Here is a 14,988-nt window from a genome sequence, read left to right as displayed (position 1 = left end):
CTCCACGGGATGCGGCCACAACCGCGCGCCGGCGAACCCGACGACCTCCCCGGCCCCGTCCAGCACCGACCGCGGGCAGAAGACCCGCTCCGCGTCGTGCCGGCGCCGGTACGCGGTCGGCTGCTCGTGGACCGGCAGCCCGGCAGCCCGGCCGCCCGGCCGGCCGGCAGCCCGGCAGTCCGGCCGCCCGGCCGGCCGGCAGCCCGGCCGGCCGGCAGCCCGGCAGTCCGGCCGGCCGCCGTGGAACTCCACGACCGCGCGGTCGCCGAGGACCCGGTGCCGCACGAGCGCGTCCTCGTGGGCGGGGAGGAGCCGGTTCACGGAGGCAGCCCTTCAGCCGGGTGGTTCGGTACCGCTGAATAGACTGCCCCCTGTCCAGTGCCGGTCGGCACGCAGATTCCGAACCTGGGGAGATCCCGCCGTGACCGAGCCCCTTCCCGACAACACCGCCGACGTGATCGTCGTGGGCGCTGGGCCAGCAGGCTCCACCACCGCGTACCACCTCGCCAAGGCCGGACTCGACGTCCTGCTGCTGGAGAAGACCGAGTTCCCCCGGGAGAAGGTCTGCGGCGACGGCCTGACCCCGCGCGCGGTCAAGCAGTTGGTGGCCATGGGCATCGACATCTCCGAGGAGGCCGGCTGGCTGCGCAACAAGGGCCTGCGGATCATCGGCGGCGGCGTCCGGCTCCAGCTCGACTGGCCCGACCTCGCCTCCTTCCCGGACTACGGCCTCGTCCGCAAGCGGGACGACTTCGACGAGCAGCTCGCGCGCAACGCCCAGAAGGCCGGTGCGCGCCTGTACGAGCGCTGCAACGTCTCCGGTCCGGTCGTCGACGACCGCACCGGCCGCATCACCGGCGTGACCGCCAAACTCGGCGACGACAAGCGCGAGGTCGCCTTCCACGCGCCGCTCGTCGTCGCCGCCGACGGCAACTCCACCCGGCTCTCCCTCGCGATGGGCCTGCACCGCCGCGAGGACCGCCCGATGGGCGTCGCGGTCCGCACGTACTTCACCTCGCCGCGCCACGACGACGACTACCTGGAGTCCTGGCTGGAGCTGTGGGACCGCCGCGGCCCCCAGGACCGCCTGCTGCCCGGCTACGGCTGGATCTTCGGCATGGGCGACGGCACCTCCAACGTCGGCCTCGGCGTCCTCAACACCTCCGCCGCCTTCAAGGAGCTTGACTGGCGCGAGATCCTCAAGGCCTGGTGCGCCTCCATGCCCGAGGACTGGGGCTACACGCCGCAGAACATGACCGGCCCGATCCGCGGCGCCGCCCTGCCCATGGCCTTCAACCGCCAGCCGCACTACACCAGGGGCCTGCTGCTCGTCGGCGACGCCGGCGGCCTGGTGAACCCCTTCAACGGCGAGGGCATCGCCTACGCCATGGAGTCCGGCCAGATCGCCGCCGACGTCATCGTCCAGGCCCACGCGCGGGCCACGCCCGCCCAGCGCGAGACCGCGCTGCAGCGCTACCCGCGCGTGCTGAAGGACACCTACGGCGGCTACTACACCCTCGGCCGCGCCTTCGTGAAGCTCATCGGCAACCCGAAGGTCATGCAGATCGCCGCCCAGCGCGGTCTGACCCACCCGCTGCTGATGAGGTTCACGCTGAAGCTGCTGGCCAACCTCACCGACCCGACGGGCGGCGACGCGATGGACCGCATCATCAACGGCCTGAGCAAGGTGGCCCCGAAGGCGTGACCAGGGCCCCCGTCCGGATCCCGCCGGGCCCGCGGGACCCGGCCCGGTCCGGACGAAAGGCCCCACCCAGGGCATGAGGGCCGCGGCGTTGGCGGCCCGGCGGGCGTAGACCTCGTCCCGCCGGGCCGCTCGTCTGCCGCAGCGCGTCCTTCTTCCCGCGCCCGGAGAGCCGGTCCAGGTAGGGGTGGCCGTCGGTGTGGTCCGTCTCGTGGGCGAGGCAGCGCGCGAAGTGCCCGGTGCCCTCGACGGCGACCGGAGCGCCGTCCCTGTTCCGCCCGCGCACCAGGGCGCGCGCCGGCCGCGCCACGGCCATCACGGCGCCGGGCACGGACAGGCAGCCCTCGCCGGCCTCGGTCAGCCGCCGTCCGGCACCCGTCGGCGGCACGAGCACCGGGTTGACGACGGGTCCGACGTGCCGGCCCCCGTCGTCGTCGGGGCAGTCGTGGACGAACAGGCGCCGCCCGGCCCCGACCTGGTTCGCGGCCAGGCCCGCCCCTCGGCGACGTACAGGGCGCGGAACATGTCGTCGATCAGCGTGGCGAGGTCGGGCCCGAACTCCGTGACGTCCCGGCAGGGCCGGTGCAGGACCTCCTCGCCGGCCTCGGGGATGCGGCGCACCGCGCCGCGCCCGGCCTCGGGGGCGTGGCGGGGGAAGTGGCCGACGGGGTTTCCCCGGACGAACACGCGGGGCACCGCGGTCTCCTCCGCTCGTGGACGGACCGCCGGGCGGCGGTCCGGACCGAGCATGCCCGCAACGGCGCCGGGCCGCTGCCCCCGAGCGGCTGCGGCCCCGCGCGGGGAAGGCGTGCGGTGCCTCAGAGCACCCGCACGGCGCCGGACGGCGGGTCGTACGACAGCGGCCGCTCCACGACGCCCGTGGAGGGGTTCTGCGCGCCGACGAACATGCCGTCGCCGACGTACACCGCGACGTGGTACGCGCTGCCCGCGCCGCCCCAGTAGAGGATGTCGCCCGGCTGCAGGTTGCCCAGCGACACCTGGGTGCCGGCCACCGACTGGTCCTGGGAGACGCGCGGCAGGCTGACGCCCACCTGCCTGAACGCCGACTGCACCAGCCCGGAGCAGTCGTAGGCGGAGGGGCCGGTGGCGCCGGAGACGTACGCCTTGCCGACCTGGGCCTCGACGAAGGAGACGATGGCCGCGGCCGAACCGGTGGCGGTGGACGTGCTCGTGGAGACCGTGGTGCCGGCGCTGGTGCCGGCGCTGCTACCGGTGCCGGTGCTCGTCGTGGTGGCCGGCGCGGTGCGCTCCGCGGTGCGCGAGGCGCGCGCGGCGGCCTCCTTGCGGGCGGCTTCCTCGGCCTTCTTCCTGGCCTGCGCCGCCTTCTTCCTGGCCTCCGCGAGGTCCGCCTTGGCCTGCTTCGCGGCGTTCGCGGCGGCCGCGTCGCGCTCGGCCTGCAGCTCGTAGTTCGCGGCGGCCTGCTGCGTGGCGTCCGCGGACCGGGCGACCTGGGCGGCCACGTCGGACGTCAGGGTGGGCAGTTCGAGGGTCTGCGCCACCGGCTCGGCCGCGTTCGCCGAACCGGACGCCCCGGCCACTGCCAGGGTGCCGAGAACGCCACCGGCGACTCCGGCCCGCATCGCGATGGTGGACGCGCTGCGGCGGGGTTTCCGGTGGCTGCGTATGTGAGCGGTGTGGGACATGGGAACAACCGGTACCAGGGGCTCCTTCATATCTTCAAGGAACGTGTGGTGCGCCACAGTTGTTCAGCCGGGGCCCGAAAGCCGGGCGTGTCGCTCTTTATTGACGCCGTAACGGACATTGCGGACGCTTGTGATCAAGGCCTTGATCACGGCCTTTGATCATTACGTCCGAATTGCCCCGCGCCTACCATTGGTTGGGCCGGTTGGCCAAGCCCGGTTCTCATCCGATTCTCACGGATGTGGCGGAGGTCACGGAACGGTTACCGGGAGGGCGGCGTCCCGGGCGCGGCGGACTTCGTGAACGCGCGCACGCGCCCCGGCCCCGTTCACATCGAGCCGCGGACCCCCCTCGCACGTGTGAACGCGATCGCCTAGCAGGGTGCGCCGTCCAGCGCCAATTTGCATGCAACGGAATTCTCTTGATATTGAGGCGACCCCTCCGACCTGCGGTGACCGGCGAAAATGTCACTTATGGTGATCACCTGAACGCTTCGCGTGTGAAGATCACCCCTCATCCGGCTTCATGATCCTTCGTCAGGTGGTGGAGATCACAAAGCTTGTGCAATACCCCGTGTCGCAGATCACACATCGGCAGGCATAGGATGCGAGGCAGTTGGGCTTGTGACCTGCTTCACATGTTCGCGATCTCCGCCCGGGACGAGCGGGGTTCGTGGGGCCGGTGGGGCGGACGTGAGCCCAGTGCCCATGCAGTCAGCGCCGACTGAGAGGAGCGAGGAGCGGTGAACGCGTATGCGCCCATCCTCGTACTGGGAGCCCTCGGGGCAGGCTTTGCGATCTTCTCCGTGGTCATGGCCACGCTGATCGGTCCGAAGCGGTACAACCGCGCCAAGCTCGAAGCCTACGAGTGCGGTATCGAGCCCACCCCCACGCCGGCCGGCGGCGGGCGCTTCCCCATCAAGTACTACCTGACGGCGATGCTCTTCATCGTCTTCGACATCGAGATCGTCTTCCTCTACCCCTGGGCCGTCACCTTCGACGCCCTGGGGATCTTCGGGCTCGTGGAGATGCTGCTCTTCGTGCTCACCGTCTTCGTCGCGTACGCGTACGTATGGCGGCGCGGCGGCCTGGAATGGGACTGAGGGGCCTTTAGACATGGGACTCGAAGAAAAACTGCCGAGCGGCTTCCTGCTGACCACCGTCGAGCAGGCCGCGGGCTGGGTGCGCAAGGCGTCCGTCTTCCCGGCCACCTTCGGCCTCGCCTGCTGCGCCATCGAGATGATGACCACCGGTGCCGGGCGCTACGACCTCGCCCGCTTCGGCATGGAGGTCTTCCGCGGTTCGCCCCGCCAGGCGGACCTGATGATCGTCGCCGGCCGGGTCAGCCAGAAGATGGCGCCGGTGCTGCGGCAGGTCTACGACCAGATGCCCAACCCGAAGTGGGTGATCTCCATGGGCGTCTGCGCCTCCTCGGGCGGGATGTTCAACAACTACGCGATCGTCCAGGGCGTCGACCACATCGTCCCGGTCGACATCTACCTCCCCGGCTGCCCGCCCCGGCCCGAGATGCTGATGGACGCGATCCTCAAGCTCCACCAGAAGATCCAGTCCACCAAGCTCGGCGTGAACGCCGCGGAAGCGGCCCGCGAGGCGGAGGAGGCGGCGCTCAAGGCCCTGCCCACGATCGAGATGAAGGGGCTGCTGCGGTGAGCGACGCGAACGGCACCAACGCCGCGAACGGGTCCGCGAACGGGGTGAACCCCGACAAGGACCTCGAAGCCTCCAACCTTCCCGGCCGGCGGGGCGGGGGAGGCGAGGAGATCCGCGTCCAGCGCGGCATGTTCGGCGCCAACAACGGCGGCGACACCTCCGGGTACGGCGGCCTGGTCCGCTCGATCCGGCTCCCCGGACCGGCGGCCCGGCCCTACGGCGGCTGGTTCGACGAGGTCGCCGACGAACTGGAGGGCGCCCTGGAGGAACAGGGACTCCTCCCCGGCAACGCCGTCGAGAAGACGGTCGTCGACCGCGGCGAACTCACCTTCCACCTCGAACGCGAACACTTGGTCCGCGTCGCCCGCACCCTGCGCGACGACCCGGCCCTGCGCTTCGAGCTGTGCACCGGCGTCAGCGGCGTCCACTACCCGCACGACAAGGGCCGCGAGCTGCACGCCGTCTACCACCTGCGCTCGATCACCCACAACCGGCTGATCCGCCTCGAGGTCAGCGCGCCCGACAGCGATCCGCGCATCCCGTCCCTGGTCTCCGTCTATCCCACCAACGACTGGCACGAGCGCGAGACCTACGACTTCTTCGGGATCGTCTTCGACGGCCACCCGGCCCTGACGCGGATCATGATGCCGGACGACTGGCAGGGCCATCCGCAGCGCAAGGACTACCCCCTCGGCGGCATCCCCGTCGAGTACAAGGGCGCCCAGATCCCGGCTCCGGACCAGCGGAGGTCGTACTCGTGAGCACGCAGTCAGCATCCGCGGCCTCCGCCGCCTCGGCGCGCGAGACCACCGAGGGCACCGTCTACACGGTCACCGGCGGCGACTGGGACGAAGTCGTCCAGTCCGCGGCCCGCGCCGACGACGAGCGCATCGTCGTCAACATGGGTCCCCAGCACCCGTCCACCCACGGAGTGCTCCGCCTGATCCTGGAGATCGAGGGCGAGACGGTCACCGAGGCCCGCTGCGGCATCGGCTACCTGCACACCGGCATCGAGAAGAACCTCGAGTTCCGCACGTGGACGCAGGGCACCACCTTCGTCACGCGCATGGACTACCTGACGTCCTTCTTCAACGAGACCGCCTACTGCCTCGCCGTCGAGAAGCTGCTCGGCGTCGAGGACCAGATCACCGAGCGGACCAAGATCATCCGGGTGCTCCTGATGGAGCTGAACCGGCTCTCCTCCCACCTGGTGTGCATCGCCACCGGCGGCATGGAGCTGGGCGCCACCACGATCATGATCTACGGATTCCGCGATCGTGAAATGATTCTCGACCTCTACGAGCTCATCACGGGCCTGCGGATGAACCACGCGTACATCCGCCCCGGCGGACTCGCCCAGGACCTGCCCCCCGGCGCGGTGGACCAGATCCGCGAGTTCGTGAAGAAGATGAAGCGGAACCTCCCGGAGTACGACAAGCTCGCCACCGGGAACCCCATCTTCAAGGCCCGCATGCAGGACGTCGGCTACCTCGACCTGGCCGGCTGCATGGCCCTCGGCGCCACCGGCCCGATCCTGCGCTCCACCGGCCTGCCGCACGACCTGCGCAAGGCCCAGCCGTACTGCGGCTACGAGACGTACGACTTCGAGGTCCCGACCGCCGACACCTGCGACGCCTACGGGCGCTTCCTCATCCGCCTGGAGGAGATGCACCAGTCGCTCAGGATCGTCGAGCAGTGCCTGGACCGGCTCCAGCCCGGGCCGGTCATGGTCGCCGACAAGAAGATCGCCTGGCCCGCCCAGCTCGCCCTCGGGCCGGACGGCCTCGGCAACTCCCTCGACCACATCAAGAAGATCATGGGCACCTCCATGGAGGCCCTGATCCACCACTTCAAGCTGGTCACCGAGGGCTTCCGGGTCCCGCCGGGACAGGCGTACACGGCCGTCGAGTCGCCCAAGGGCGAGCTCGGCGCGCACGCTGTCTCCGACGGCGGCACCCGCCCCTACCGGGTCCACTTCCGGGACCCGTCCTTCACCAACCTGCAGGCCATGGCGGCGATGTGCGAGGGCGGCCAGGTCGCCGACGTCATCGTCGCCGTCGCGTCCATCGACCCCGTGATGGGAGGCGTCGACCGGTGACCACCTCTTCTTCGGAGCGGGGCGTCAGCCTGGGCATGCCCGAACTGCCCGCGCCCGCGTACCCGGACGACGTCCGGGCCCGGCTGGAGGCGGACGCGCGCGAGGTGATCGCGCGCTATCCGGACTCCCGGTCCGCCCTGCTGCCGCTGCTCCACCTCGTGCAGTCGCAGGAGGGCCACGTCACCCGCACCGGCATGCGGTTCTGCGCGGACATGCTGGACCTGACCACGGCCGAGGTCACCGCCGTCGCTACCTTCTACACCATGTACCGGCGCAGGCCGTCCGGTGACTACCAGGTGGGCGTGTGCACCAACACGCTGTGCGCGGTGATGGGCGGCGACGCGATCTTCGAGACCCTCCAGGAGCACCTGGGCGTCGGCAACGGCGAGACCACCGACGACGGCAAGGTCACCCTGGAGCACATCGAGTGCAACGCGGCCTGCGACTACGCGCCGGTCATGATGGTCAACTGGGAGTTCTTCGACAACCAGACCCCGGACAGCGCCACCGCCCTGGTGGACGACCTGCGCGCCGGGCGGCCCGTGCGGCCCACGCGCGGGGCGCGGCTGTGCACCTTCAAGGAGACCGCCCGGATCCTGGCCGGCTTCCCCGACGAGCGGCCCGGTGCCGTCGAGGAGGGAGGCAGCGCGGGACCCGCTTCGCTGGTGGGTCTCCGCCTGGCCAGGGGGGAGGCCGCGCCCGCGCGCGTGGTGCACCCGCGTGACGGCGGCCCGCACGACGAACCGCGGGCCCGGACGGTGCACGAGCCGTCCCCGGCCGAGCACCTCAGTTCCCACGACGCGCCGCAGGACACATCGGCCTCCGACCCGGCCCACCCGGCGGGGCCCACCGCCGAGGAGGGGGAGTGATGACCGTGGCACCCGATGTGAGGGACACCAGCCCGGAGAAGCTGCTCGCACCCGTGCTGTCGGCCTTCTGGGACGAGGACCGGTCCTGGTCCCTGGACGTCTACCGCAGGCACGAGGGGTACGAGGGGCTGCGCACCGCGCTCGCCATGTCGCCGGACGACCTGATCGCCTACGTCAAGGACTCCGGTCTGCGCGGGCGCGGCGGCGCGGGGTTCCCGACCGGGATGAAGTGGCAGTTCATTCCCCAGGGGGACGGAAAACCGCACTACCTGGTCGTCAACGCCGACGAGTCGGAGCCCGGGACCTGCAAGGACATCCCGCTCCTCTTCGCGAACCCGCACAGCCTCATCGAGGGCATCGTGATCGCGTGCTACGCCATCCGGTCCTCGCACGCCTTCATCTACCTGCGCGGCGAAGTCGTCCCCGTCCTGCGGCGGCTGCACGAGGCCGTCCGCGAGGCCTACGCGGCGGGCTACCTTGGCGAGAACATCCTGGGCAGCGGACTCGACCTCGAACTCACCGTGCACGCCGGCGCCGGCGCGTACATCTGCGGTGAGGAGACCGCACTGCTCGACTCGCTCGAAGGCCGCCGCGGCCAACCGCGGCTCCGTCCCCCCTTCCCCGCGGTGGAGGGCCTCTACGCCTGTCCCACCGTGGTGAACAACGTCGAGTCGATCGCGTCGGTTCCCGCCATCCTGAAGAACGGCAAGGAGTGGTTCCGGTCGATGGGCAGCGAGAAGTCGCCCGGCTTCACGCTCTACTCGCTCAGCGGCCACGTCGCGAGCCCCGGCCAGTACGAGGCGCCGCTCGGCATCACGCTGCGCCAGCTCCTCGACATGAGCGGCGGCATGCGCCCCGGTCACCGGCTGAAGTTCTGGACGCCGGGCGGCTCCTCGACCCCGATGTTCACCGACGAGCACCTCGACGTCCCGCTGGACTACGAGGGGGTGGGCGCCGCGGGCTCCATGCTCGGCACCAAGGCCCTGCAGTGCTTCGACGAGACGACCTGCGTGGTGCGGGCGGTGACCCGCTGGACCGAGTTCTACGCCCACGAGTCCTGCGGCAAGTGCACGCCCTGCCGCGAGGGGACGTACTGGCTGGTGCAGCTGCTGCGCGACATCGAGGCCGGCAAGGGCACCATGTCCGACCTCGACAAGCTCGCCGACATCGCCGACAACATCAACGGCAAGTCCTTCTGCGCCCTCGGCGACGGCGCCGCTTCCCCGATCTTCTCCTCGCTGAAGCACTTCCGCGAGGAGTACGAGCAGCACATCACGGGCCGGGGCTGTCCCTTCGACCCGGCCAAGTCGACGGCCTGGGCGGACCGCCCGGAGGTGAACGCATGACCGTGACCACCAGTGCCCCCACCGGAGGGGGGCAGGCGGCGGTCCCACCGGAGGACCTCGTCACGCTGACGATCGACGGCATCGAAATCAGCGTGCCCAAGGGCACCCTGGTCATCCGGGCCGCCGAACAGCTCGGCATCGAGATCCCCCGGTTCTGCGACCACCCCCTGCTGGACCCGGCCGGCGCCTGCCGCCAGTGCATCGTCGAGGTCGAGGGCCAGCGCAAGCCGATGGCGTCCTGCACGATCACGTGCACGGACGGCATGGTGGTGAAGACCCACCTGACCTCACCGGTCGCCGAGAAGGCCCAGCACGGCGTGATGGAGCTGCTGCTCATCAACCACCCGCTGGACTGCCCGGTCTGCGACAAGGGCGGCGAGTGCCCGCTGCAGAACCAGGCCGTGTCGCACGGCAACGCCGAGTCCCGCTTCGACGGCAGGAAGCGGACCTACGAAAAACCCGTCCCAATCTCCACCCAGGTGCTGCTCGACCGCGAGCGGTGCGTGCTGTGCGCCCGCTGCACCCGCTTCTCCAACCAGGTCGCGGGCGACCCGATGATCGAACTGGTCGAGCGGGGCGCGCTCCAGCAGGTCGGCACCGGCGAGGGCGACCCGTTCGAGTCGTACTTCTCCGGCAACACCATCCAGATCTGCCCGGTCGGCGCGCTCACCTCGGCGGCCTACCGCTTCCGCTCCCGCCCCTTCGACCTGGTGTCGTCGCCGTCGGTGTGCGAGCACTGCGCGGGCGGCTGCGCCACCCGCACCGACCACCGGCGCGGCAAGGTCATGCGGCGGCTCGCCGCCAACGACCCCGAGGTCAACGAGGAGTGGATCTGCGACAAGGGACGCTTCGCGTTCCGCTACGCGCAGCTCAGGGACCGCCTCGACACCCCGCTGGTGCGCACCGCCGAAGGCGTCCTGGAGCCGGCCTCCTGGCCGGAGGCGCTGGAGGCCGCCGCGCGCGGGCTCGGCGCCGCCCGGTCCCGGGCCGGCGTCCTGCTCGGCGGCCGGCTGACGGTGGAGGACGCCTACGCCTACAGCAAGTTCGCGCGCGTGGCCCTCGGCACCAACGACGTCGACTTCCGCGCGCGCGTGCACAGCGGTGAGGAGGCCGACTTCCTCGCCGCCCGCGTGGCGGGCCGCGGCCGCGACCTCGACGGCACGGGCGTCACGTACACCGCCCTGGAGAAGGCGCCCGCCGTCCTCCTCGTCGGCTTCGAGTCGGAGGAGGAGGCGCCCGGCGTCTTCCTGCGGCTGCGCAAGGCCTGGCGCAAGCACAAGCAGCAGGTCTTCGCGCTGGCCACGCACGCCACCCGGGGCCTGGAGAAGGCGGGCGGCACGCTGCTGCCGGCAGCCCCCGGCACCGAGACCGAATGGCTGGACGCCCTCGCGAGCGGCGTCGGCCTGGAGGAGCCGGGCACGCGGGCCGCCGAGGCGCTGCGCGCCGGCGGTGCCGTGATCGTCGTGGGCGAGCGGCTCGCCGCGGTCGCCGGCGGCCTCACCGCCGCCGTGCGCGCCGCCACCGCGACCGGCGCCGAACTGGTGTGGATCCCGCGCCGGGCCGGGGAGCGCGGTGCCGTCGAGGTGGGCGCCCTGCCGTCGCTGCTGCCCGGCGGCCGCCCGGTGACCGACCCGCGCGCGCGGGAGGAGGTCGCCACCGTCTGGGGGCTCGCCGACCTGCCCCTGCACCACGGCCGCGACACCGGCCAGATCATCGAGGCCGCCGCCACCGGCGAACTGTCCGCGCTCGTCGTCGCGGGCGTGGAGGTCGCCGACCTGCCCGACCCGGCACGCGCGCGTGCGGCCCTGGACGGCGTCGGCTTCCTGGTGTCGCTGGAACTGCGGCCCGGCGAGGTCACCGAGCGCGCCGACGTCGTCCTGCCGGTCGCCGCGGTCCCCGAGAAGGCCGGCACCTTCCTCAACTGGGAGGGCAGGGCGCGCTCCTTCGAGTCGGCGCTGAAGCCCGACCAGATGGCCCGCCGCCTCCCCCGACCGACGGGCGCGTGCTGCAGATGCTGGCCGACGCCATGGACGTCCACCTGGGCCTGCCGGACCTGCGCACCACGCGCGCGGAGATCGACCGGCTCGGCGCCTGGGACGGCCCGAGGGCCTCCGGTCCCCGGGAGTCCGCGGGCGTGCTGCCCCGCCCGGCCGCCGGCGAGGCCGTCCTCGCCGGGCACCGGCTGCTGCTCGACCGGGGCGTCCTGCAGCAGGGCGACGAGGCACTGGCCGGAACCCGGCACGCGGCACACGCGCGCCTGTCGGCCGCGACGGCCGCCGAGGCGGGCGTCGCGGACGGCGGTGTCCTCGCCGTCCGCGGCCCGGCCGGCACGACCGAACTCCCGCTGCGGATCACCGCGATGCCCGACCGGGTGGTCTGGCTCCCGCTGAACTCCGCAGGCTCCGGCGTCGCCTCCGACACCGGAGCGGTGCCCGGCTCACTCGTCCGCATCGGCCCGGCGGCACCTGCCGGACAGGCCCCCAAGGAGGTGGAGGCATGAGCCCGTACCTCGCCGCTGACGACCTCTCGATGTTCGGCCGCGATCCCTGGTGGCTGGTCGTCGTCAAGGCCGTCTTCTGCTTCGCCTTCCTGATGGTGACCGTGCTGTTCTCCATCGTCTGGGAGCGCAAGGTCGTCGCCTGGATGCAGCTGCGCATCGGCCCCAACCGGCACGGCCCCTGGGGCATGCTCCAGTCGCTCGCCGACGGCGTGAAGCTGATGCTCAAGGAAGACCTCATCGTCAAACGCGCCGACAAGGCGGTCTACGTCCTCGCGCCGATCGTGGCGGCCGTCCCGGCCTTCATGGCGATCGCGGTGATCCCCTTCGGGCCGGCTGGCAACGAGATCTCGGTCTTCGGCCACCGCACCGCGATGCAGCTCACCGACCTGCCGATCGCGATGCTCTACATCCTCGCGGTCGCCTCCGTCGGCATCTACGGCATCGTGCTGGCGGGCTGGAGCTCCGGATCCACCTACCCGCTGCTCGGCGGCCTGCGCTCCTGCGCGCAGATGATCTCCTACGAGATCGCCATGGGCGCCGCGTTCGCCTCCGTGTTCCTCTACTCGGGCTCCATGTCGACGTCGACGATCGTCGAGCAGCAGCACGACCGCTGGTACGTCCTGCTGCTGCCCGTCTCCTTCATCCTCTACATCGTCACGATGGTCGGCGAGACCAACCGCGCCCCCTTCGACATGCCGGAGTCCGAGGGCGACCTGGTCGGCGGCTTCAACACCGAGTACTCGTCCATCAAGTTCGCGATGTTCATGCTCGCCGAGTACGTGAACATGGTGACGGTCTCGGCCGTGTCGGCCACGCTCTTCCTCGGCGGCTGGCGCGCCCCCTGGCCGGTCAGCACCTTCTGGGAGGGCGCCAACCACGGCTGGTGGCCGCTGCTCTGGTTCGTCATCAAGGTCCAGCTGCTGCTGTTCTTCTTCATCTGGCTGCGCGGCACCCTCCCGCGGGTCCGCTACGACCAGCTGATGAAGCTCGGCTGGAAGGTGCTCATCCCGGTCTCGCTGACCTGGCTGATGCTCGTGGCGACCGTGCGGGCCCTGCGCAACGAGAACTACGACTTCGCCGACATCGCCCTGTACGTCGGCGGCGGGGTCCTCGCCCTGCTGCTGCTCTCCTTCGTCGCCGACATGTTCCGCGAGAAGGCCCGGGCGCCCGAGGAGCCCGCCGCCCAGCCGGCCGGCTTCGACCCGATGGCGGGCGGATTCCCCGTGCCGCCGCTGCCCGGCCAGGAGCTCCCGCCGGTGCCCAGGCGCCGCCCGCACCGCGAGCGGGAGCTGATTGTCAGTGGCGGACCCGACACTGTCGGTGACGGATCCGCGGATGGAAAGGAGGCGTCGGATGGCTGAGGAGCCCGAGGAGACCAAGCCCGGTTTCCAGAACCCCGTGGCCGGCTTCGGCGTGACCTTCAAGGCCATGTTCAGGAAGCGGCTGACCGAGCAGTACCCGGAGCAGAAGAAGACCACCGCTCCGCGGTTCCACGGACGGCACCAGCTCAACCGCCATCCGGACGGCCTGGAGAAGTGCGTCGGCTGCGAGCTGTGCGCCTGGGCCTGTCCCGCCGACGCCATCTACGTGGAGGGCGCCGACAACACCGACGAGGAGCGCTACTCGCCGGGCGAGCGGTACGGCCGCGTCTACCAGATCAACTACGCCCGCTGCATCCTGTGCGGCCTGTGCATCGAGGCGTGCCCCACGCGCGCGCTGACGATGACCAACGAGTTCGAACTGGCCGACTCCAGCCGCGCCAACCTCATCTACACCAAGGAGCAGCTGCTCGCCGGCCTGGACGAGGGGATGGTCGACACGCCCCACGCGATCTTCCCCGGGACCGACGAACAGGACTACTACCAGGGGCTGGTGACGGAGGCCGCGCCGGGCACCGCACGGCAGGTGGCGCTCTCCAAGGGAGAGGTCCCGCAGGAGGCCGCCTCCACCTTCGGCCCGGACGAGCCGGCCTCGGAGGAGGTGATCGGCCGATGAGCGCACAGCACCTCGCCGCCTACACCACCTCCACCGGTGAGGCCTTCCAGTTCTGGGTCCTCGGCACGGTCGCGGTGCTCGGCGCCCTGTGCACCGTGTTCATGAGGAGGGCCGTGCACAGCGCGCTGTGCCTGGCCGGGACGATGATCATCCTGGCGGTGTTCTACCTCGCCAACGGCGCCTACTTCCTGGGCGTCGTGCAGATCGTCGTCTACACCGGCGCGATCATGATGCTGTTCCTGTTCGTGGTGATGCTCGTCGGCGTCACGGCCGCGGACTCCCTGAAGGAGACCATCAAGGGCCAGCGCTGGCTGGCCCTGCTGTGCGGGGTCGGCTTCGGCGTCCTGCTGTTCGCGGGCCTCGCCAACGCCTCCCTGAAGCAGTTCGAGGGCACCGGCCGGGCGAACGCGGGCGGCAACGTGCAGGGACTCGCCGCCCTCATCTTCACCAGGTACGTCTTCGCCTTCGAGATCACCGGGGCCCTGCTCATCACGGCCGCCGTCGGTGCCATGGTGCTCACCCACCGCGAGCGCACCGAGCGCGCCAGGACCCAGCGCGAACTGGCCGAACAGCGCGTCCGCGAGGGCAAGCACCTCCCGCCGCTGCCCGCGCCCGGCGTCTACGCCCGGCACAACGCCGTGGACATCGCGGGCCTGCTGCCCGACGGCACCCCCTCCGAGCTGACCGTCAGCAAGACGCTGCGCGAGCGCGGCCAGATCCGTGACGTGTCCGCGGAAGCGCTCAACGACCTGCGGGCGCTGGAGCAGCGCGCGCAGGACCGCCTGGAGCGCACGCAGGTCGAACCGGCGCACTTCAAGCAGGCCGAGGAGGCGTCGAAGTGAACCCCGTCAACTACCTCTACCTCGCCGCCCTGCTGTTCACCATCGGCGCGACCGGGGTGCTCATCAGGCGCAACGCGATCGTCGTGTTCATGTGCGTCGAGCTGATGCTCAACGCCTGCAACCTCGCGTTCGTCGCCTTCTCCCGGATGCACGGCAGCCTCGACGGCCAGATCATCGCCTTCTTCACGATGGTCGTCGCCGCCGCGGAGGTCGTGGTGGGCCTCGCGATCATCGTGTCGCTGTTCCGCACCCGCCATTCGGCCTCGGTCGACGACGCCAGCCTGATGAAGCTGTAAGGGGTCGG

At 71.1% G+C, this 14,988-nt stretch carries 12 protein-coding genes and 2 pseudogenes; 12 read left to right on the top strand and 2 right to left on the bottom strand.

Going from position 1 to position 14,988, the window contains the following annotated elements; genetic code table 11:
* Positions 1-421 precede the first annotated feature (421 nt).
* On the top strand, positions 422-1,705 hold the full coding sequence (locus tag QQY24_RS13050; protein ID WP_301972860.1) for a geranylgeranyl reductase family protein: 1,284 nt from the start codon (positions 422-424) through the stop codon (positions 1,703-1,705).
* Between the two features lie 78 nt (positions 1,706-1,783).
* On the opposite strand, the pseudogene QQY24_RS13045 reads toward QQY24_RS13050, so the two are convergent.
* A pseudogene (locus tag QQY24_RS13045) lies at positions 1,784-2,398 on the bottom strand (peptide deformylase); the annotation flags it as partial.
* Positions 2,399-2,520: 122 nt separating this feature from the next.
* Positions 2,521-3,366 (bottom strand): C40 family peptidase, encoded by an 846-nt coding sequence (locus QQY24_RS13040; protein WP_301972859.1) that lies wholly within the window; start codon positions 3,364-3,366, stop codon positions 2,521-2,523.
* A 740-nt stretch (positions 3,367-4,106) separates the two neighbouring features.
* Here QQY24_RS13040 and QQY24_RS13035 point away from each other — a divergent pair.
* The 11 genes and pseudogenes from QQY24_RS13035 (at position 4,107) to nuoK (ending at position 14,980) form a co-directional block, all read left to right on the top strand.
* Positions 4,107-4,466 (top strand): NADH-quinone oxidoreductase subunit A, encoded by a 360-nt coding sequence (locus tag QQY24_RS13035; protein ID WP_003992243.1) that lies wholly within the window; start codon positions 4,107-4,109, stop codon positions 4,464-4,466.
* A gap of 13 nt (positions 4,467-4,479) precedes the next feature.
* Positions 4,480-5,034, top strand: a complete 555-nt coding sequence (locus tag QQY24_RS13030) for an NADH-quinone oxidoreductase subunit B family protein (RefSeq protein WP_301972858.1) — start codon at positions 4,480-4,482, stop codon at positions 5,032-5,034.
* Complete coding sequence (locus tag QQY24_RS13025) at positions 5,031-5,795, top strand: NADH-quinone oxidoreductase subunit C (protein WP_301972857.1); 765 nt, start codon at positions 5,031-5,033, stop codon at positions 5,793-5,795. The genes QQY24_RS13030 and QQY24_RS13025 overlap by 4 nt, the downstream gene beginning before the upstream one ends.
* Positions 5,792-7,132: an NADH-quinone oxidoreductase subunit D gene (locus tag QQY24_RS13020; RefSeq protein ID WP_301972856.1), complete on the top strand. Its 1,341-nt coding sequence runs from the start codon at positions 5,792-5,794 to the stop codon at positions 7,130-7,132. Before QQY24_RS13025 ends, QQY24_RS13020 begins: the two co-directional genes overlap by 4 nt.
* Positions 7,129-8,001, top strand: coding sequence for an NADH-quinone oxidoreductase subunit NuoE (nuoE, locus tag QQY24_RS13015; RefSeq protein ID WP_301972855.1), 873 nt, complete (start codon positions 7,129-7,131; stop codon positions 7,999-8,001). The genes QQY24_RS13020 and nuoE overlap by 4 nt, the downstream gene beginning before the upstream one ends.
* Positions 7,998-9,347 carry an NADH-quinone oxidoreductase subunit NuoF gene (gene nuoF, locus QQY24_RS13010; protein WP_301972854.1) on the top strand — a complete coding sequence of 450 codons (1,350 nt, stop codon included), beginning with the start codon at positions 7,998-8,000 and terminating at the stop codon, positions 9,345-9,347. Before nuoE ends, nuoF begins: the two co-directional genes overlap by 4 nt.
* Positions 9,344-11,847 (top strand): annotated as a pseudogene (locus tag QQY24_RS13005) (NADH-quinone oxidoreductase subunit G). Before nuoF ends, QQY24_RS13005 begins: the two are co-directional and overlap by 4 nt.
* Positions 11,844-13,208, top strand: coding sequence for an NADH-quinone oxidoreductase subunit NuoH (nuoH, locus tag QQY24_RS13000; protein WP_301972853.1), 1,365 nt, complete (start codon positions 11,844-11,846; stop codon positions 13,206-13,208). Before QQY24_RS13005 ends, nuoH begins: the two are co-directional and overlap by 4 nt.
* Positions 13,201-13,842: an NADH-quinone oxidoreductase subunit NuoI gene (gene nuoI, locus QQY24_RS12995; protein WP_301972852.1), complete on the top strand. Its 642-nt coding sequence runs from the start codon at positions 13,201-13,203 to the stop codon at positions 13,840-13,842. The genes nuoH and nuoI overlap by 8 nt, the downstream gene beginning before the upstream one ends.
* Positions 13,839-14,684: an NADH-quinone oxidoreductase subunit J gene (locus QQY24_RS12990; protein ID WP_301972851.1), complete on the top strand. Its 846-nt coding sequence runs from the start codon at positions 13,839-13,841 to the stop codon at positions 14,682-14,684. Before nuoI ends, QQY24_RS12990 begins: the two co-directional genes overlap by 4 nt.
* On the top strand, positions 14,681-14,980 hold the full coding sequence (gene nuoK / locus QQY24_RS12985) for an NADH-quinone oxidoreductase subunit NuoK (RefSeq protein WP_301972850.1): 300 nt from the start codon (positions 14,681-14,683) through the stop codon (positions 14,978-14,980). Before QQY24_RS12990 ends, nuoK begins: the two co-directional genes overlap by 4 nt.
* Positions 14,981-14,988: the final 8 nt, after the last annotated feature.

The sequence above is a fragment of the Streptomyces sp. TG1A-8 genome, assembly GCF_030499535.1.
Classification (GTDB): domain Bacteria; phylum Actinomycetota; class Actinomycetes; order Streptomycetales; family Streptomycetaceae; genus Streptomyces.
This window is presented reverse-complemented; position numbering and strand designations above follow the sequence as displayed.